This is a genomic window from Salirhabdus euzebyi (assembly GCF_014207435.1).
Classification (GTDB): domain Bacteria; phylum Bacillota; class Bacilli; order Bacillales; family Alkalibacillaceae; genus Salirhabdus; species Salirhabdus euzebyi.
In genome coordinates this window covers 41385-59591 of record NZ_JACHGH010000011.1, presented here as the reverse complement: position 1 = coordinate 59591, position 18207 = coordinate 41385, and the positions used below count along the sequence as shown (strand labels likewise).

At 35.3% G+C, this 18207-nt stretch carries 23 protein-coding genes; 10 read left to right on the top strand and 13 right to left on the bottom strand.

The features are described from left to right. Positions 1-5: 5 nt before the first annotated feature. From HNQ94_RS15620 to HNQ94_RS15610, 3 genes are all read right to left on the bottom strand, one after another. Positions 6-1046, bottom strand: a complete 1041-nt coding sequence (locus tag HNQ94_RS15620; protein WP_174497186.1) for a sensor histidine kinase — start codon at positions 1044-1046, stop codon at positions 6-8. A gap of 11 nt (positions 1047-1057) precedes the next feature. Further along, positions 1058-1837 carry a cell wall-active antibiotics response protein LiaF gene (gene liaF / locus HNQ94_RS15615; RefSeq protein ID WP_174497185.1) on the bottom strand — a complete coding sequence of 260 codons (780 nt, stop codon included), beginning with the start codon at positions 1835-1837 and terminating at the stop codon, positions 1058-1060. A gap of 237 nt (positions 1838-2074) precedes the next feature. Then, positions 2075-2746: a phosphatase PAP2 family protein gene (locus HNQ94_RS15610; RefSeq protein ID WP_174497184.1), complete on the bottom strand. Its 672-nt coding sequence runs from the start codon at positions 2744-2746 to the stop codon at positions 2075-2077. Between the two features lie 89 nt (positions 2747-2835). Between HNQ94_RS15610 and HNQ94_RS15605 the strand changes: the two genes are divergently transcribed. Both HNQ94_RS15605 and HNQ94_RS15600 read left to right on the top strand, forming a co-directional pair. Next, positions 2836-3267 carry a ferritin-like domain-containing protein gene (locus HNQ94_RS15605; RefSeq protein ID WP_174497183.1) on the top strand — a complete coding sequence of 144 codons (432 nt, stop codon included), beginning with the start codon at positions 2836-2838 and terminating at the stop codon, positions 3265-3267. 171 nt (positions 3268-3438) lie between these two features. After that, complete coding sequence (locus HNQ94_RS15600) at positions 3439-4614, top strand: M20 metallopeptidase family protein (protein WP_174497182.1); 1176 nt, start codon at positions 3439-3441, stop codon at positions 4612-4614. Positions 4615-4660: 46 nt separating this feature from the next. Here HNQ94_RS15600 and HNQ94_RS15595 read toward each other — a convergent pair whose 3' ends face one another. From HNQ94_RS15595 to HNQ94_RS15585, 3 genes are read right to left on the bottom strand one after another with little or no spacing between them, the layout of a single operon-like run. Then, positions 4661-5368 (bottom strand): EcsC family protein, encoded by a 708-nt coding sequence (locus HNQ94_RS15595; protein ID WP_174497181.1) that lies wholly within the window; start codon positions 5366-5368, stop codon positions 4661-4663. 11 nt (positions 5369-5379) lie between these two features. After that, entirely contained in the window at positions 5380-6606 is a 1227-nt protein-coding gene (locus HNQ94_RS15590; protein ID WP_174497180.1) for an ABC transporter permease, read from the bottom strand. Next, positions 6599-7342, bottom strand: coding sequence for an ABC transporter ATP-binding protein (locus HNQ94_RS15585; RefSeq protein WP_174497179.1), 744 nt, complete (start codon positions 7340-7342; stop codon positions 6599-6601). Before HNQ94_RS15585 ends, HNQ94_RS15590 begins: the two co-directional genes overlap by 8 nt. 436 nt (positions 7343-7778) lie before the next feature. On the opposite strand from HNQ94_RS15585, the gene HNQ94_RS15580 reads away from it, so the two are divergent. The 3 genes from HNQ94_RS15580 (at position 7779) to HNQ94_RS15570 (ending at position 9408) form a co-directional block, all read left to right on the top strand. Further along, positions 7779-8198 (top strand): HIT family protein, encoded by a 420-nt coding sequence (locus HNQ94_RS15580; protein ID WP_174497178.1) that lies wholly within the window; start codon positions 7779-7781, stop codon positions 8196-8198. A gap of 140 nt (positions 8199-8338) precedes the next feature. Further along, positions 8339-8860 carry a tryptophan transporter gene (locus HNQ94_RS15575; protein WP_174497177.1) on the top strand — a complete coding sequence of 174 codons (522 nt, stop codon included), beginning with the start codon at positions 8339-8341 and terminating at the stop codon, positions 8858-8860. A gap of 182 nt (positions 8861-9042) precedes the next feature. Continuing rightward, entirely contained in the window at positions 9043-9408 is a 366-nt protein-coding gene (locus tag HNQ94_RS15570; RefSeq protein WP_174497176.1) for a YtxH domain-containing protein, read from the top strand. Between the two features lie 368 nt (positions 9409-9776). Here HNQ94_RS15570 and HNQ94_RS15565 read toward each other — a convergent pair whose 3' ends face one another. The 4 genes from HNQ94_RS15565 to HNQ94_RS19835 all read right to left on the bottom strand — a co-directional run bounded on the left by HNQ94_RS15565 (position 9777) and on the right by HNQ94_RS19835 (position 12983). Continuing rightward, on the bottom strand, positions 9777-10739 hold the full coding sequence (locus tag HNQ94_RS15565) for a glycine betaine ABC transporter substrate-binding protein (RefSeq protein ID WP_174497175.1): 963 nt from the start codon (positions 10737-10739) through the stop codon (positions 9777-9779). 71 nt (positions 10740-10810) lie between these two features. Beyond that, on the bottom strand, positions 10811-11656 hold the full coding sequence (locus HNQ94_RS15560) for an ABC transporter permease (RefSeq protein WP_174497174.1): 846 nt from the start codon (positions 11654-11656) through the stop codon (positions 10811-10813). Continuing rightward, on the bottom strand, positions 11646-12845 hold the full coding sequence (locus HNQ94_RS15555) for a quaternary amine ABC transporter ATP-binding protein (RefSeq protein ID WP_282960581.1): 1200 nt from the start codon (positions 12843-12845) through the stop codon (positions 11646-11648). The genes HNQ94_RS15560 and HNQ94_RS15555 overlap by 11 nt, the downstream gene beginning before the upstream one ends. Before the next feature lie 21 nt (positions 12846-12866). Further along, entirely contained in the window at positions 12867-12983 is a 117-nt protein-coding gene (locus tag HNQ94_RS19835; RefSeq protein ID WP_174497172.1) for a hypothetical protein, read from the bottom strand. A 146-nt stretch (positions 12984-13129) separates the two neighbouring features. On the opposite strand from HNQ94_RS19835, the gene HNQ94_RS15545 reads away from it, so the two are divergent. From HNQ94_RS15545 to HNQ94_RS15530, 4 genes are all read left to right on the top strand, one after another. Continuing rightward, positions 13130-13654, top strand: a complete 525-nt coding sequence (locus HNQ94_RS15545; RefSeq protein ID WP_174497171.1) for a GbsR/MarR family transcriptional regulator — start codon at positions 13130-13132, stop codon at positions 13652-13654. A 152-nt stretch (positions 13655-13806) separates the two neighbouring features. After that, a complete protein-coding gene (locus HNQ94_RS15540) occupies positions 13807-14349 on the top strand; it encodes an HTH-type transcriptional regulator Hpr (RefSeq protein ID WP_376697754.1) in 543 nt (180 codons plus the stop codon). Between the two features lie 340 nt (positions 14350-14689). Next, positions 14690-15232, top strand: a complete 543-nt coding sequence (locus HNQ94_RS15535) for a DUF3267 domain-containing protein (RefSeq protein WP_174497169.1) — start codon at positions 14690-14692, stop codon at positions 15230-15232. A 105-nt stretch (positions 15233-15337) separates the two neighbouring features. Then, positions 15338-15517, top strand: a complete 180-nt coding sequence (locus tag HNQ94_RS15530) for a hypothetical protein (RefSeq protein WP_174497168.1) — start codon at positions 15338-15340, stop codon at positions 15515-15517. Positions 15518-15744: 227 nt separating this feature from the next. On the opposite strand, the gene HNQ94_RS15525 is transcribed toward HNQ94_RS15530, so the two are convergent. Continuing rightward, positions 15745-15834 carry a YjcZ family sporulation protein gene (locus HNQ94_RS15525; RefSeq protein ID WP_174497167.1) on the bottom strand — a complete coding sequence of 30 codons (90 nt, stop codon included), beginning with the start codon at positions 15832-15834 and terminating at the stop codon, positions 15745-15747. 174 nt (positions 15835-16008) lie between these two features. On the opposite strand from HNQ94_RS15525, the gene HNQ94_RS15520 reads away from it, so the two are divergent. Continuing rightward, complete coding sequence (locus tag HNQ94_RS15520) at positions 16009-16878, top strand: peptidylprolyl isomerase (RefSeq protein WP_174497166.1); 870 nt, start codon at positions 16009-16011, stop codon at positions 16876-16878. 43 nt (positions 16879-16921) lie between these two features. Here the strand turns inward: HNQ94_RS15520 and HNQ94_RS15515 are convergent, their stop codons facing one another. Together HNQ94_RS15515 and yhaM are read right to left on the bottom strand one after the other, a co-directional pair. Beyond that, positions 16922-17134 carry a sporulation YhaL family protein gene (locus tag HNQ94_RS15515; protein WP_174497165.1) on the bottom strand — a complete coding sequence of 71 codons (213 nt, stop codon included), beginning with the start codon at positions 17132-17134 and terminating at the stop codon, positions 16922-16924. A gap of 75 nt (positions 17135-17209) precedes the next feature. Next, positions 17210-18151 (bottom strand): 3'-5' exoribonuclease YhaM, encoded by a 942-nt coding sequence (gene yhaM, locus HNQ94_RS15510; protein WP_174497164.1) that lies wholly within the window; start codon positions 18149-18151, stop codon positions 17210-17212. Between the last annotated feature and the right edge of the window lie 56 nt (positions 18152-18207).

The following is an 18207-nucleotide window of genomic DNA, read 5'->3' as shown; positions in this document are numbered from 1 at the left end:
TCCCCCTATAACGGAATTCGGATAATGATATAAGTACCTTCACCCTTTTTAGATCTAAGGACAAAACTTCCGCCGAGTTCTTCGGTGCGCTCTTTAATGGTTTTCAATCCATAGGAAGTTTTGCTTTCTAGTTTTTCACTTACATCAAATCCATCACCATTGTCTCTAATATATAAATAAATTTCGTCTGTTTTTTCTTTTAACTCTATTGTAACCTCACTGGAGTTTGCATGCCTTAAAATATTCGATAATATTTCTTGGATCATTCGGAATAAATGTTCTTCCGATGCACTAGAAATATCTTTTATTTCCTCTATATGTAACGTAAAGTCAATTTGACATCTTTGTTTCAGTTCTTCTATTAAATTATATAAACCACTTTGTAAAGACTCTCCTGATAGGTGAACTGGTCTTAAATGTAAGAGAAGTGCCCGCATTTCTGTTTGTGCCTGTAAAGCCATGTGAGCAATTTCTTCCATCTGTTTTTTTGCTTTCTCTGGGTCTTTATCTAGTAAACGTAAAGTAGCTTGGGACATCATCGTTAAGGCAAAAAGCTGCTGACTAACTGCATCGTGTAAGTCACGTGCAAGCCTTTGACGTTCTTCCATCGTTGCTACTTTATAAGCTTCTTTTGCATAATCATTTTTTTCATCTGCCATACGTTGTAGCGACTTTACTTGATTTTGCATTTTGTCCGCTAGATTATTCAACTCCGTCGTAATATGACCAATTTCATCCCCGTATTCTTTATCGTAAATTCTAGAACTATACCTACCTTTGGAGAGCTGAGATATCAAAATGGAAATCCCATCAATTCGCTCTTTAAGTTGACTAGCAAAATGAAAACTTACATAAATGCAAACTGGGGTCATGATTAAGCTTATTAAAAGGATAGTGAGAAAAATAGAACGTAACGTTAGCCAAGATGGGCTAAAAACCGAATACATAAAAAACAAAATAAATGCGATCACTAAAAGTGAAAAATAAATCGTTTGAAATTGCGCTCTTACAAATCGAAACCGCAGACTGTTCAGATTACTAAACATTTACTTCTCCCCTATACCCTATCTATTCGAATATCCCCTACTTGAAACTGGAGATTGATCGTTAGCTTTTTCGTCGCATCTTCATAATTTGGTGTTTGATAAACAACTTCTTTTTTAAGTCCATCTGATTTTTTATCAACTACTTGGATTTCTCCTACATTTACAGAGGCTACGACTTGAAATGCTAAATGCTCTGGCATTAACATCCGGATATCTCCAACCCAGCCTTTAATAGAAATAGGTGTCTCCGCATCTGGTATATAAGCTTTCGTAAAATCAAAATAGTAATCTCCTACACCCGTCCACATTTGAAGAGGTTCTACTGTCCAATTTTCTTCTGAAAAGTTCTGATCACCAACAAAGGTTTTGTGGTTCTTACCGTAATCTTTGGAAGAACTAGAATTGCCTACAGTGAATATTTTAACGCGTTTCCCCTTTTCCCCTTTACCTTTAGCAAAAAGTAAAGAATTAAATCCAATATAAATTAATAACAATGGCCATAGTGACCAAATATCCCCAAACCCAAAATCTAATACATCATATTTCCCAAGAACAACAAGTAACCCATATATAATGAAAAAAGACCCGAATGTCCAACTACCATTTTTGCCTGGAAGAATTCCACCAATAAACCATTTCAAACCGATAATAACAAATAATAATGGCCAGTTTTTAGAGACAAGTTCTGATATTTCCACGGAAATAATTCCAAAGTTAGACAAAATTAAAAATACACCAAGACCAATTAAAGTTACGGATAAAAGAACTGTGAATAGACTGCGTGACTTCATTTTTCACCCTCTACCTTTCTTTTATATATATTAAACATAAACGACATTTTTCCTCTATCAATCTTAAATTCCACTAAAAATGTACCAAATGACTTTTCATAGAATGGTAACAAAAGGACCTATACCAGCATGATTATATTACTGTTAAGACCCATATTTTCATTAAGAAACTTTTTACCAGTATATAAAAAAAAATGACTAGTATAAACGAGCTTAGGAAGGTTATCATATCCGTCTCTAGTCTGATTTTTTCTTTTGATTACGTATTTGTATCCATAACTGATGGAAAAAGATGACAACAAGTAACCATACATAACCCAAGATAAAACCTGCTACTACGTCCGTTACATAATGTGCTCTTATCATTACTCTACTGAAACCAATTAGTAATACGAAAATACTGCTTACAGCAATGATGAATCGATTAGCACTTTTTGAATGAATATAACGCATAAACAAGTACGTGAGGAGACCATAACAAATCAAGGATACCATTGCATGACCACTAGGAAAGCTATAACCTTCTGCATCTATTGCCGCCAAAATGCGAGGCCTTTCCCGTTCCACAATAGACTTCACCATCACATTTAAAAGAAAGCCAGAACTAACTCCAATGATTAAGAAAAAGGCCGCTGCACCATCCTTCCACTTAACCCATAAAAGAACACTAACCATTCCAATTACCACACTCATAAATGGTATAGAACCTAACTCTGTTATCCATCGAAACAAAATATAAAGAAAATGATGCTCCTCTATTTCTTGTACAATAGCACTCGACCAATCGTCGATGAAAGGCAAATTTGTCTGCGATACTCGTATAGCCAGTAAAAGAACAATAAGAATGGATAATAAAAATAAGGAAGTTTGATACCATATTCTTTTTGTTCGATGTCTATTTTGCAACAATTGCAATTCCTCCAACATTGAATAGTTTAATTTTATATCATAAGGGAAATGTAACAATATAAACGTCATTTCAACAAATGAAAGGATGAATGTCATTGGATACAAAAAAACAAGAATTAATTGATGGATTGAATGAAGACCTTGCAAATGAATACGCTGCAATGATTATGTACACCTATAATGCAGCAGTTGTATCCGGATTATACCGTCAAGTATTAAAACCATTTTTCGAAAGTGAAGTTAGTGATGAGTCAGGACACGCTTTATATTTATCAGAAAAAATTAAAATATTAGGTGGTGTACCTACAACAACCCCTGCACCAGTCAAACAGCTGGATAATGTAAAAGAAATGTTGGAAGAAGCAAGAAAGGCTGAAATTGATACCATTGATCGCTATGAAGTGCGTAAAAAGTTAGCCGAGGAACTCGGTTATACGGAGCTTGTTGTAAAGTTGGATGATATGATTGCTGATGAAACACATCACAAAGAGGAAATGGAACGACTATTAGCAGATTTTTAAGTGAAACGAACACCAAGTAAAAACACTTTACACAAAAAAAGCCTCTCTCTACATGTAAGTTATTATGGGGAGAGGCTTTATTTTGTTATACTTAAACTATTAGAAAAACATAGTAAAAAAGTTTTTCACATACTTATATATAAAACAGCATTAGTTGCAGGGGGATATCGAATGAGAGAAACAGTGTTCAAGAAAATTGATGAGCTCTATGAAGAAATGGTAGAAATCCGCCGCTACCTACACCAACATCCTGAACCTTCTTTTCAAGAGGAAAAAACAGCTCAATTCATTGTAGATAAATACGAACAATGGGGCATACCATATCAAAAAAATATAGGCGGCTTTGGTGTTGTAGCAACATTAAAAGGGGGAAAACCTGGAAAAACAGTGGCATTACGGGCAGATTTTGATGCATTGCCAATCCAGGATGAAAAAGAGGTACCTTATAAATCGAAAGTTCCAGGTGTGATGCACGCTTGTGGACATGACGGTCATACAGCAACCCTATTATGTCTAGCGAAAGTCCTATTAGAAAATCAAAGCGATTTGGAAGGCACGGTCGTTTTTCTACATCAACCTGCTGAGGAGTATGCTCCAGGTGGGGCTAAACCGATGATTAATGATGGGGCACTAAACGGTGTGGATGCTGTATTCGGTACTCATCTATGGGTAACAGCACCAGTAGGTATTTTACAAACAACAAAAGGTCCTTTTATGGCTGGTGCTGATCGTTTTGAAATTACGATAAAAGGAAAAGGCGGACATGGTGCCATTCCGCATGAAACAAAGGATGCAATCGTCATTGCATCTCAATTAGTTACACAGCTACAACAAATTGTGAGCAGACGAATTGATCCACTTAAAACAGCAGTAGTTAGTGTTGGTACGTTTAATGCGGGGCAAGCCTTTAACATTATTGCTGATAAAGCTACGTTAACAGGAACAGTTAGAATGTTTGATCCTACTATACAGGAAACGATTATAAATGAAATAGAAAAAATAGTGAAAAGTGTTTGCATACCATATGACGCGGATTATGATTTAAATTATCTAAAAGGTTATCCACCAGTTATCAACCATAAAGAAGAGGCTGAAATTATTTTAGATGGATGTAGAAATGTTCCAGGAATTGAGGGAACGGAAGAAATCAAACCTGTCATGCCTGGAGAAGACTTCGCTTATTACTTATTAGAAAAACCGGGTGCCTTTTATTTCACTGGAGCACATAAAGAAGGACATGACTACCCTCATCATCATCCGAAATTTGACTTTGATGAGCGTGCCATGCCGTTAGGTGCCAAAACATTATTTCAAGCGTATCAGTTGTATCAAGAAAAAAATAAATAATATAAAAAACTGAGATTTTAAGTCTCAGTTTTTTTAATACAAAAGTTTAATGAAGTAGTCTTAAACGAAAACCGTTTATTGCCGTTTCTCCTAATTGAGTGAGTAATTTAGAGTTTGCCCAAGCTCCAATGAAAGCACCGAATCCTGGAACTAACTGAAGCATTTTCACAAGATCTATTGTATCTCTATATTCTTGTTGTAAATCCTTCCAGTCTACCTCTTTCCAATACCCTTTTACTTGTTCCCAATGCACGACTCGTTCCAATACTTCCTTTTTCTTTTTGTCACTTGAGTAAGCAAGCATAAATAAATGAAGCAAAAACATTTTTTCTTCATAGGACGTGACATCTTTCCCATATAATTGACCTGCATCAAACAAGAACTTCATTTTAATACTTAAAAGCATAGGAAAATCTGCAAGGCCTAACCACAAACCACCAGCACCCGTGCCAGCTCCTTCAATCATTGCAGTTTTTCGGTATGTTTCTAAACGAGTTTTCACTGCCTCTTCCCTCTGCTGGAAATTCCAATTTGAATCGATGTCCATTTTATAAATATAGGAAGAACTCGTTAAAGCCGCTTCAATCATTTTTTTAATACTGTCAGTAATAACAGCATGCACTTTATCCGGAATCTTGTTGTTTATTTTGGTTTGAACTGATTTGGAAGCAACCTTAAACATCGATGCTTTTTTTAATTGTTTTCGCTCCCATTTTAACGCCTCATACAAAACCTGCTGCTCGTATGTTTGCATAATCAGTCTCCTTAAATCAAACGTTTATCTAATCTCTTCTTTACATATGTCTCCACAAAGACAAACGAGAATAACCCACCAACACCCCAAAGCATCAGCATCTCTTGCCAGGAAGCTGCAAAATACAGAAATATCCCTAGCACTAATGTTTTGACAAGCATTAACAGCAATAAAAAGTCTACTAAGGAGCGTTTCTTTTCTGCTATAGACACTGGATATAAATCAATCCATGCAATGGTTCGATGATGATTCCATAACGTCATTAGTTGAAATCCACTTAAATAAATGAACAGTAGTGCGAAAGCGAGCTTAAACCAAATGTTTGGGATCCAGAAGATAAAAAATATAGCAAGTAGAAACAATCTAACATACATTCCTAAGTAATCGCTGCTACGAACAAATGTGATGCGATACAAATAGGTATATGTGTTTTTTTGATTAAATGGTACTCCTCTTGTTAAAAGGTGAACGAGTAGATGACGTTTTTTTGCCTTTTTACGTAAATGTGGAACATCTGTGAACATATTAGCTAATCGATAAAAAGCTTGCATACGGGCATCTTCCTTTTCGATTAACAAATCCCAGGCAATCCCCTTTTTACCCACAGTATTGTAAGTATATAGCAAAAGTAACACAAACATTACAGTTGTAATGCTTGCATATATATACCCATCTTCTTGTAAAAAGAAGAATAACGTCAAAATGTTTAATATGAGTCTAATAGTCATGTCCATAAATCGACTATTTGCATCCCGTTCCTTCAGCATCCACCAGCTAGATAACAAATTCCAAATTTTAAAGATTACTAAAATAATCCCTAAATAAAGTAACCAAATACTAGGGCGCTCAGAAAACACAGCAAAATATAAAGGGGTTAAAGCTGCTAATGCTAAGGTTACAATATAAAGCTGAATCATAAAGCTATACCAAAAACTTCTTTGAAAGTACTTATCCATCTTGTATTCAGCTGGCAACAGAAACACTGTATCTGCTTCTTTTAATAATGTCCGGATAGGACTGCGAGTTAAGAGAGCTCCTAAAACAATTGCTATAATCCAATCTGCCGGAAAATTATCAGGTATCGTTTGGAGCCATTGCTGATAAAAATAGGCGAAAGCTGCAACAAAAAACAATAAGGCAAAGGCTAAATGATCGTTAAACATTAAGCGCAAATAACGCCCCGTTTCTTTTGCATGCTGACCTAACCTTTTTCTCCATAACTGCGATGCATTAAACATAATCATCTTCCTTTGTTAACTGAACATATAAATCATCTAAAGTTGCATGTGGCATGTTAAATTGTTCCCTTAAATCACTTAACGTTCCCTTAGCCCTCACTTCACCTTCGTGCATAATGACAAATCGATCACAGTATCTTTCTGCTGTAGCTAATATATGCGTCGACATTAAAACACCTGCACCTTGTTCTTTCATATCATTCATCATTTGCAAGTAAGACTGGATTCCTAAAGGATCTAATCCTACAAATGGTTCATCCACAATGTATAAAGATGGCTGTATTAAAAAAGCACACATAATCATTACCTTTTGTCGCATTCCTTTGGAGAAATGAACAGGGAACCATTTCAGCTTTTTTTCTAAACGAAATTCTTTTAACAAAGGCTGGATTCGACGTTCAAAATCTTCCTCCTTTATGTCATAAGCCATTGCTGTTAGCTTTAAATGCTCGTACAAAGTAAGCTCATCATATAAAACCGGCATTTCTGGTATGTAAGCAAATTGTTTGCGGTACATTTCCGGATTTTCCTGAAAAGATTTTCCGTTAATAGTGATAGATCCCTTTTTAGGTTCCATTAAACCAATAATATGTTTAATCGTTGTACTCTTTCCTGCCCCATTGAGCCCAATTAGACCAACAATTTCATGGGGTTTAATATCAAAAGAAATACCGTGTAAAACATTTTTTTGTGTATAACCTCCTACAAGGTTTTCTATATGTAAAAGTGAGTTCATTTTTTCCCCTTCTTTCTTATAGACCTAATCTAAATTTTACCATCATCAAATACAAATGCAAAAGATGAATATTATTTTTTGTCACTGAACAAAATAGGAGTAAGGAACGGGGATTAAGTTAGTCAGTAGTGAAACATTGTCTCAAACGATAAACCATTTAGAAATGGGGTGTCTGTGAAAGACAACTTCCTTTCACAACCAGAAACCATTTAAGAAATGGGGTGTCCGTGAAAGACAACTTTCTTTCACATTGATAACGAATAAAGCATCTGTAGACTTTCTTACGCTGGGCAAGGGTCTCAGCGTAATCCCCATCTCATCGACAGTTGCAACAACCCCGTTCCTTGGGCAGGGCACATGAGGTGCCCTGCTTTTTTCTTTACATATATAGCTTTACTTACTAAAATGAAGTAAAAATAGACCGAGGAGGATATTTATGGAAGACTGCATTTTTTGTAAAATTATAAACGGTGAAATTCCTTCAGCAAAAGTGTATGAAGACGAGGATGTTTATGCCTTTTTAGACATCAGCCAAGTAACAAAGGGACATACGTTAGTAATACCGAAAAAACATGTGAAGGATGTTTTTGAAACACCAGAAGAAATTGCTCAAAGCTTATTCGCTAGAGTACCAAAAATTGCAAAGGGTATTAAAAAAGCTTATGAGCCAAAAGGTTTAAATATTTTAAATAATAATGGTCAATTTGCCGGGCAATCTGTCTTTCATGTACATATTCATTTAATTCCACGATACAGCGACAATGATGGTTTCGGGGCAAAATGGGTGACACATATGGACGATTATAAACCTGAAGACTTACAGCAAATTGCTCAAGAAATAGCAACAAATATGTAGGCTAGAGAAAAATTCAGAATTTTTCCTTTAACCTATTTATATCTTTTGTTATAATACCAATATACCTTTGCAATCGATCATGAGGATACGGTTGAAGGGTAAAAGAGATGAGTTTAGCTTAGAAGAGGAGAGGATTACAAATGAATACACGTGTTTTAGCTGTTTTATCACTTTTAGTTGGGATTGGTACGGTTTTTCATGCCATAACACCAGGTGTTTTTCTAGGGATGAAACCAGACATGCAACTAGCAATGATGTTTTTAGGAATTTTATTATTTCCTAAAGTAAAGTACGTATTTCTACTATCGATGGTAACAGGATTGTTATCAGCATTAACAACTACTGTTCCAGGTGGTCAAATTTCAAATATTATTGATAAACCAATTACAGCATTCGCATTTTTAGGTCTGTATTTATTCCTAACTAAATATGCAAAAGATGTTATTGCTGCTCCAGTTGTAGCAGCAGTTGGAACGTTGATTAGTGGGGCTATATTCTTAACCGTTGCGTTGTACATTGTAGGATTACTCGAAGGCGCATTCCTAGCACTCTTTACTCTAGTAGTGCTACCAGCAACAGTTGCCAACACAGTAATTATTCTTGTACTATACCCTATCTTACAAACAATTATGAAACGATCATCTGTTTCCTTACAAGCATAAAACAACCCATCCCTGACGTATAATATACACGTCAGGGATTTTTATTTAATTTTTTATAAATTCGATATAATATTATTTTGTCATATACTAAACAACACCCAACAAAAACGTTATAATAGAGTGTAGAAAGACATGCTTCATTCCAAACAACGTGACCGGAAATACTAAAGGGGGGTCTGAATATGGCGAAAGGAAAATCTCTATTTTTAGGTTTTCTTTTTGGTACCGTAATTGGTGCTACAACTACTTTATTTACAACACCTGCATCAGGAGAAGAAGTTCGTCGTCGAGCAAAGGAACAAAGCTTGAAATTAAGACAAACAATTTCAGAACTAAAACGTGAAGGTTTAGATTTAAAAGACCAGTTAACAAAAACAACTAAGGAAGGTGCAGCTTTACTGAAAGAATTATCAGAAGATGTAAAGCATTCAATCGATAGTTGGAAAAAGACGATTGAACCACACCAACAGAGTATACAAGAACACTTGCAAAGTGTAGAAGAAAGTCTAAAAGAGTTAGAAGATAAAATGAATCAAAATAAAAAGTAAAAGAAGGGTTGCCCCAAAATGTTTTTACGCTTAGGGGACAACCCTTTTTTGCTACTTGTTAGACGTGATTGTTTCGTTTAATCAAATGTCAGCGCATTAGTAGAGCGATTGTGTTTCCGTATTGATGTTTATGGGGGATTCCTGGCACCATATATTGATTCAAGTATGATCTTTAAAGGTTCAGCTAGAGTTTTATCTATTCAAGCATTTCAATTGAAGGTTCAGCCTCATTTTTTACCAATTCATGCACTTTATTTGAAGGATCAGCTTCACTTTTGTCAATTTAGGTATTTTGTTGCCCCGCAGAATTTCAAGACATAAAAAAACGACTCGCACAAAATGCGAGTCGTTTTTAACATTATAAATTATTACTCAAGTCCTGAAACCCATTCGCTAACTTTATCTTGGTTATTTTCTACCCAAGCTTTAGCAGCTTCTTCTGGAGTTGCACCGTTTGAAACTTCAAGCATAACAGATTCCATGTCAGCAGCAGTCCAGTTGAATTGATCAAGGATAGTGTAAGCAGCTGGGCTATCTTCCTCTAAACCTTGACGTACCATTGTGCTAATATGCTCTTCTCCACCGAAAGAACCTTCTGGATCCTCTAAGTATTTAAGATCATATGCAGCAAATTTCCAGTGTGGAGTCCAACCAGTTACAACAATTGGCTCTTCGCTATCTACAGCATCACCTAAAGCGGCAGCCATTGCACCACTTGAAGAAGTTTGAACTTCCCAACCATCTAAACCATAATCTGTGATAGATTGCTGTGCTGCTTTAACAACACCAGCGCCTTCTTCAATACCAGTAATTTTGCTGTTTAAATCTTCAGAGAAATCTGCAAGGTCTCCGATTGTTGTAGCATCCATGTATTCTGGTACTACAAGACCAATTTTAGCTCCTTCTAGGTTAGCACCTAGATCTACTAAATCTCCACCAAATTGATCAAACAAATCACCGTGTGTAGCTGGTAACCATGCAGCTACCATACCATCAGCATCGCCTTCTGCTACTGATTGCCACATTAGTGCATTGTCAATCGGTGTAACTTTTACATCATAACCTTGATTACGTAATACTTCTGCAATAACGTTTGTAGATGCAATTTCAGAATCCCACTCAACGTATACTAGCTCAATTTCTTTTTCTCCAAGAGCAGTACCTTCACTAGCTGCATCTTCACCTTCGTTATTATCTTGCGTATCTTCCGTATTTGTATCATCGCCAGTTGTGTCTTCGCCTTCTTCATCAGAAGATCCACAAGCTGCTAACACTAAAGATAGCATTAGAACTGCAATTAAACCTAAATGTTTCCATTGTAGTTTGAACATAATGAAAATCTCTCCCCTTTTGTTTTAAATATATATAGTAAACTTTTCGAATGAAAAGTTACCAACAATAACTAAGCCTTACCTTTGTTCATGTATTGTGTAAATCGGTCAATAATAATAGCCAAAATAACAATACCTAAACCTGCAACAAAACCTGCCCCAACGTCTGCACGTTGTAGAGCTCTAATTACTTCTCTTCCAAGTCCTGGTGCTCCAATCATGGATGCTACAACAACCATGGATAGGGATAACATAACCGTTTGGTTAATTCCAGCCATTATGGTTGATTTCGCCATTGGTAGTTCAACCTTTATTAGCTTTTGTAAACCAGTACTACCAAATGCCTCTGAAGCTTCAACAAGCTCTTTCGAAACTTGACGGATTCCTAGATTTGTTAAACGAATAGTAGGTGGTGCTGCGAAAATTAAAGCAGCAAATACACCTGGTGGCATACCGATAGCAAAAAATGCTGCAGTCGGAATTAAATATACGAATGCTGGCATCGTCTGCATAAAGTCCAATACGGGGGTCAAAATCGATTGGATAACTTTACTTTTGGACATTAAAATCCCAATTGGTATACCTATAATAATTGCGAGAAAACTGGCTGCTATAACTAATACAAAGGTAAACATTAGTTCTACCCATTGTCCTTGGTTATATATAAATACAAGTCCTAGTACAGAGAAAATGGCAAAACCAAACTTTTTCCCACTAACAAAAAATGCTAGCACAGCTACGATTAGAATGAAAAGCCATGCCGGAATCGCAGCTAACCATTCTTCACTTAGTTTTTCTAAAAATGGTCCAAAATCATCTTTAATTGGATTAAATATAAATTCGAATTTTTCCTTTATCCAGTCAGTAAGATCCCTTACAGGCTGTGCGACCTCTAACTTAGGTAATTTATCCAACATCTTCTGTATTCACCTCACTACCTGCTAACGCTGCAATCACAGCTCCTCTAACTATAATTCCTTTTAAAGTACCGTCATCAACAACTGCTACTGGAACAGGTGAATTATAAATAATATTGAATATTTCAGTCATCGTTGTCGTTGGTGTAACTGTAGGTACATCTGTTCTTAATATTTCATTTAAATCTTTGGTATCTTTCTTTACTGCTGCAGAAGCATCATCTGCCGTTACATAACCATGTAACTTACGCTGGCGATCCACAACATACATGCTAGATAATCCTTCCTCTTTCATGCGCTCTAATGCCACACGAGGACCATGTTTTTCAATATTAATCGTTTCTGGACGCTTCATAATATTCTCGGCCGTTAATACTTTCGAACGATCGACATCCTCTACGAATTTTTCTACATATTCATTTGCAGGATTTACAAGAATATCTTCTGGTGAACCAATTTGAACAATTGATCCATCCTTCATTAACGCAATTCTATCGCCTATTCTTAATGCTTCATCTAAATCATGTGTAATAAAGATGATTGTCTTTTTCATTCGGTCCTGTAAGTCTAGTAATTCATCTTGCATTTCTTTGCGGATTAATGGATCTAATGCAGAAAAAGCTTCATCCATCAATAACACTTCTGGATCGTTCGCTAATGCCCGCGCTAATCCTACACGTTGTTGCATACCACCGGATAATTGAGCAGGCAACTGATTAATATAACCACCTAAACCAACTAATTCAAGTGCTTTTTCAGCTTTTTCTTTCCTTTGTTCCTTATCAATACCTTGGATTTCTAATCCATATTCCGCATTTTCTAATACAGTACGAAATGGAAACAGAGCAAATTTCTGAAAAACCATACTCATTTTTTCTCTGCGAATTTGTCTCAGCTCTTTTTTATCCATTTTTGCTAAGTTTTGTTCATTAATATATACGCTGCCTTCTGTAGGCTCTATTAATCTATTAAGTAATCGAACAAGTGTAGACTTACCACTACCAGATAAGCCCATGATAACGAAAATCTCTCCTTCTTCTACATCAAACGTTGCACGATTAACCCCAACCGTGTTTCCTGTTTGTTCAAGAATTTCGTCTTTTGATTTACCTTCATCTAAAAGTTCAAGGGCTACCTGTGGCTTTTTTCCGAAAACCTTTGATAGATTTTCTACTTTTATAATCGGCACCATATTTCACCTCACTACCTTTTATTTCGTGTCAAAAATAACGAATTTGGGCATATTCCCAATCACTTGTATAACTATATCCTTTACATACCCAAAGTACAAACCGTAAAAACCTTTGTTTTTGTATATATTTTTCATACAGTTAAAACTGTACGAACTAATCATAATGAATTCTTTGTTTTACTTTCATTTCCTAAGAATTACTCACCACCTTGTCGTTTCCATATTTTCTTAACTTTTAGTAAGGTGATACATAGAGCAGAGTTTAAGGAGGCCTCCCCGTAATGCCCGAGACAAATCATGAACGATTACTAGAGCAAATACACAATCAAATGATTTCTGAGTTCTCTAAAACATTAGAGATGTTTGATCTGTCTCCATCTGATGCAAGGCTTTTCGTCACACTGTATATAAATAAAAAACCTATGACTTTGGATGAAATGAGTCACGCTCTTGGTAAAAGTAAAACATCCATGAGTACAGGCATTCGAAGCTTACTTGATTCCAATTTAGTTGAACGTGTATGGAAAAAAGGTGTTCGAAAGGATCTTTATCAAGCAAACGAAAACCTTTACCGTAAGTTTATGCGGACTTATGTGGATAAATGGCTTGATGCGGCAGATAGACAAAAACAATCGTTAAAAGAAATTAAAACCCAGCTAAAACAACAAACAAAAAGTGAAGAAGTTAGAAATTTTGAGTATGTTCAATCCTTACAAAAAAGAATTGAGGATATGATTAAGTTTCATTATTTAATTGAAGAAACATTTCAGGATATGGACCCTAATGACCCTTCTACAAATTCTTAAAAAATCCCTCGATTTCGGCAGTTGAAATCGAGGGATTTTTTCTTTTTCTTCCCCTTTTCCCCCTAATTATTTCGATGTTCGTGATAAACTTTATTATTCTAGTATTTACTGGCATAATAGAAAAAAAGGGATGTTAAGATTGGAGAGTTTATCTGATGGAAGAAAAAGTAGAGTATTCAATTCAAGAAGCCATCCTGTACAGTCATAAAATGGCACAAATGAGTAAAGCATTGTGGAAAGCAATAGAAAAAGATTGGCAGGATTGGGTCAAGCCTTATGGCCTAAATATAAATGAGCATCATATTTTATTGATTGCTTATCATTTAAAAGGTTCTAGTATTTCAGAAATCTCCAAATTTGGTGTTATGCACGTTTCCACAGCGTTTAATTTTTCTAAAAATTTAGAGGACCGTGGTTTACTTACTTTTTCCAAAAAAGAAAACGATAAACGTAATACATATGTAGAATTAACAGACAAAGGCGTAAATCTTCTTTTAGAAATCATGGAAACCCATGATGTTGAAAGTAGACAAATTGTAAAAGGATCTTTATCCTTAAAAAAACTTTACGGTAAATTCCCTGAATTTTTAGAAATGGTTGCTGTAATACGTGATATATACGGAGATGAATATATGGATATTTTTAACCGTACGATACAAAATGTGAAACAAGAAATGGTTGAAGAAGAGAAGTAAAACTCCGCACAAGACCTAGAAATATTTTCATTTTATTTATTATAATGTATATTGATTGCGAAATTATTACTTTCTATATAGTCACGATTAAGTAATTACATCGCATCCCTTTTTTTACTAGTAAAAAAAAAGACATAACTTAGCTTACTTGTCTATATTTATATGATAAGCGTTTCCCTACTAACAAGATTAATATTCTTCTTAATATCATTAACTTTTTTTTGAAAAACTATTGATTTAGATAATAAAACAAAGTATGATACGACAGTGGAAAAAATGAAGGTTTATTATTTCTTACGACTAAGGATAGGAACAACACAAGTTAAAGGGGGACCTGGAAATGAATAATTGTTGGAAAACAGTGAACATTACCAGGGAGTTGGGTCAGGGTAGAATTTACATTATGTCCTGTTTAATCGGTCTTTTTGCCTTTATTCTATTATTTTTACCTTACTCCATTCTACATCAACATACACCAATAAAAGATCTTGGTTTTGGGGCATTATTAATCATATTAGTACTGTTACCTACTCTGCATAAAATGACTCATGTACTTCCTTTAGTTTTATTAAACAAACGAATGAGAGTACGTTGGCAGTTAGAAATGGGATTTATTCCTACTATTTCTTATCAGACGAAGACACAATTATCTAAAGGTAATTCCATTTTCATGTGGCTTTCACCTACTATCTTTTTAACAATACCTGGGTTAGTAGTAGGTTTCGTGACGCCGACATATTATCCGTATATCATTGTATTTACAGCAATGAATATCGGTATGTCTTTCAAAGATTTTTTGTATATTAAACAATTTATTTATGCACCCAAAAAATGTATAATTGAAAATGCAAAAGATGGCTACGATATACTAGTACAAAGATAGCACCCACTTTTGGGTGCTTTTCCTTTTTAAAAGCATATTTTACTGTTCAATAAGCATATTTTTTGGTAAAGTGATACTCACAAGGACATGGAGGAGGGTTGAGACGTGGAATTGTTTTATGTACCATTTGCCGTTTTCATTCTATTTATCTTTAATTCTTTAACACACTCATTTTGTTTGAAGTCTGAAATGTCTAACGAACGTTCTCACAGAATGTTCCGAACCATTAATGTCTCGATCACCATCTTACTTATTTCATCTTATATGAAGGTACTATATACGTAATGGACTATGTTATATAAGGACGAAAAGAAAGGAGCTATTTTCTTGGCTTCTTTTTTTTATGCCGAAATATTAGAAAAACTTGGCTTGTCGCCAGGTCCTTATGGCGAAAGCCTTAATTTTTCTTATACTTTAACCCTTTAACAAAGGTAAACTTTCTTAAAGTACAAAAAAGGAAAGGCTCCTTAAAAGAAGCCTTTCCTTTTTCATTCCCATATGCCTGTGATGAATTAATACCAAGCTGCTCCAACAATGATTAGTAAAATGAACAATACAACAATTAACGCAAATCCTCCTCCGTAATATGCACCGTGGCTCATTGAAGCACCTCCTTTTATTTGTTTCTGTACTATCCTATGTTGTTGTCTCGGTTTATGAGTAGGCACTTCCCTAGAAGTTACCATATTTCTTATAATAAAATGTAATATGACAAAAAATATGTTATATTGGTCAATGATACAAAAAATATTCGGATAAAGATTAGGAGTGTTATCATGAAGAAATTCATCATCGCATTAGTCCTAGCAACTAGTGTACTAGCTCTTACTGGATGTACTTCAGGTGATGATAGTGACCCAGTAGTTGAAACAGAAGCAGGAAATATTACAAAAGAAGAATTTTATCAGCAATTGAAGGAACGTCATGGAGAAGAAATCCTTCAAGAAATGGTAATTACAAAAGTTCTTTCTGATAAATATGATGTTTCTGATGAGGAAATTGATAAAGAAGTGGAAAGCATTAAGGAACAATACGGTGATCAATTTGAAATGGCATTAATGCAAAGTGGTTATGCTACGGAAGATCAATTACGTAATGCACTTCGCTTTAATAAGTTACAAGAGCTTGCTGTTATTGAAGACATTGAAGTTTCTGATGAAGCAATTCAAAAGCAATACGATAGAATGACATACGAAGTTAGAGCAAGCCACATTTTAGTGGAAGATGAGGAAACAGCTAAAGACCTTGTGCAACAACTTGCAGAAGGTGCAGACTTCGCTAGTCTAGCAGAAGAGCACTCTATTGACGAAGCATCAGCTGTGCAAGGTGGAGATGTTGATTTCTTCGGTATTGATGCTAATATGGTTACTGAATTTAAAGATGCTGCTTATGAACTGGAAGTTGGCGAAGTCAGTGAACCAGTTCAATCTCAGTTTGGCTGGCACATCATTAAATTAACAGACACGCGTGATGTTGAAGATGTAAAGCCTCTTGAAGATCTTAGAGAAGAAATTAAAACATCTTTAGCACAGGAACAAATAGATCCACAAAAGGCACAGGAAAAGATTCAACAGTTACTTGATGATGCTAAAATTGACATTAAAATAGACCAATTTAAAGATTTATTTAAAACGACTGAACAATAGATAAAAAAAGCAATGTCCCCTAAACTGGACATTGCTTTTTTTCTTAACCTACTGATTTCATTTCATTTACATTTTCGGTTTCTTCTTCGCTTCCTTTGCTAGTTCGGGCATGCTTGATTCGTTCCATATATACTTGCCCTTCTTTTTCAATATACTCTTGCTCTAACTTCATTTCTGCACGCATTGCACGAAAGGACATATATCCACTGAAAAATATAAAACCAATTATAACTAGCACCCACCAGGATACGACCATTAAAGTTCCCCCTTGTCTACTTTTTGTACAAACTTATGCGGACAAAGGCAAGTTTAGAACTAAATGACCTTTACTCTATTCAAATGTAGGTTTATAAAAACTACGATTTTCCATAGCAAATAATCGTTCCGTAAAGTCACCTGGTTTCACTTTATTTAAAGCACGATTCATCATGTTCATCTTCGCATCTATTAAATCGATTAAATGTAATATCTCCGCTTCCCGAACAAGTGGAACTTTTGGACTTCCCCATTCCCCTTTCCCGTGGTGCGATAAGATCATATGCTTTAAAATAGTCACTTCTTCTCCAACTATGTCAAGTTCATCAGCTGCTTTCCCAATCTCTTCAGCCATAATCGGAATATGTCCTAGTAGCTTTCCTTCTAATGTATAGCTTGGTGCAACTGGGCCTGAGAGTTCTGTAAGCTTGCCTAGATCGTGCAAAATAATACCTGCATATAAAAGGTCCAAATTAATTTCAGGGTAATTGCGTTTGAAATCCCTTGCTAAATTTAGCATCGTACAAATATGATGGGCCAATCCCGAAACGTATTCATGATGGTTTTTTACTGCGGCCGGAAAAGAAAATAGGGTAGATTCATATTTTTTAATAAAGTATCGAACAATACGTTGAATATTAGGGTTTGTCATTTCAAATATGACTTCTGTAATGCGTTCTTCTAGTTCTTCTAAGGGAACTGGGGCTTTTTCAAGAAAGTCCTCTACTCTCACGCCATCTATCGGTTGAGCAGGCCTTATATGTTGGATTTTTAGTTGTGGTTTTCCTCTGAATAGAGTTATTTCGCCAGTAATTTTTACAACTTCCTCGGCCACAAAAGTTTTTTCATCTTCTTCTGTTGCGTCCCAAAGCTTTGCCTCAATATCTCCAGAACTATCTTGCAAGATTAAGGTAAGAAAGGGCTTCCCATTACTTGCAACACCTTTTGTTGAAGATTTAATTAATAAAAAGTTATCAAACGGCTGCCCTACTTCAACATGTCCAATTTCCTTTAACATTCTATTTCCCCTCCCTAGATAAGAAAACCTATATTTGAAAAATCTCTTAAAATACT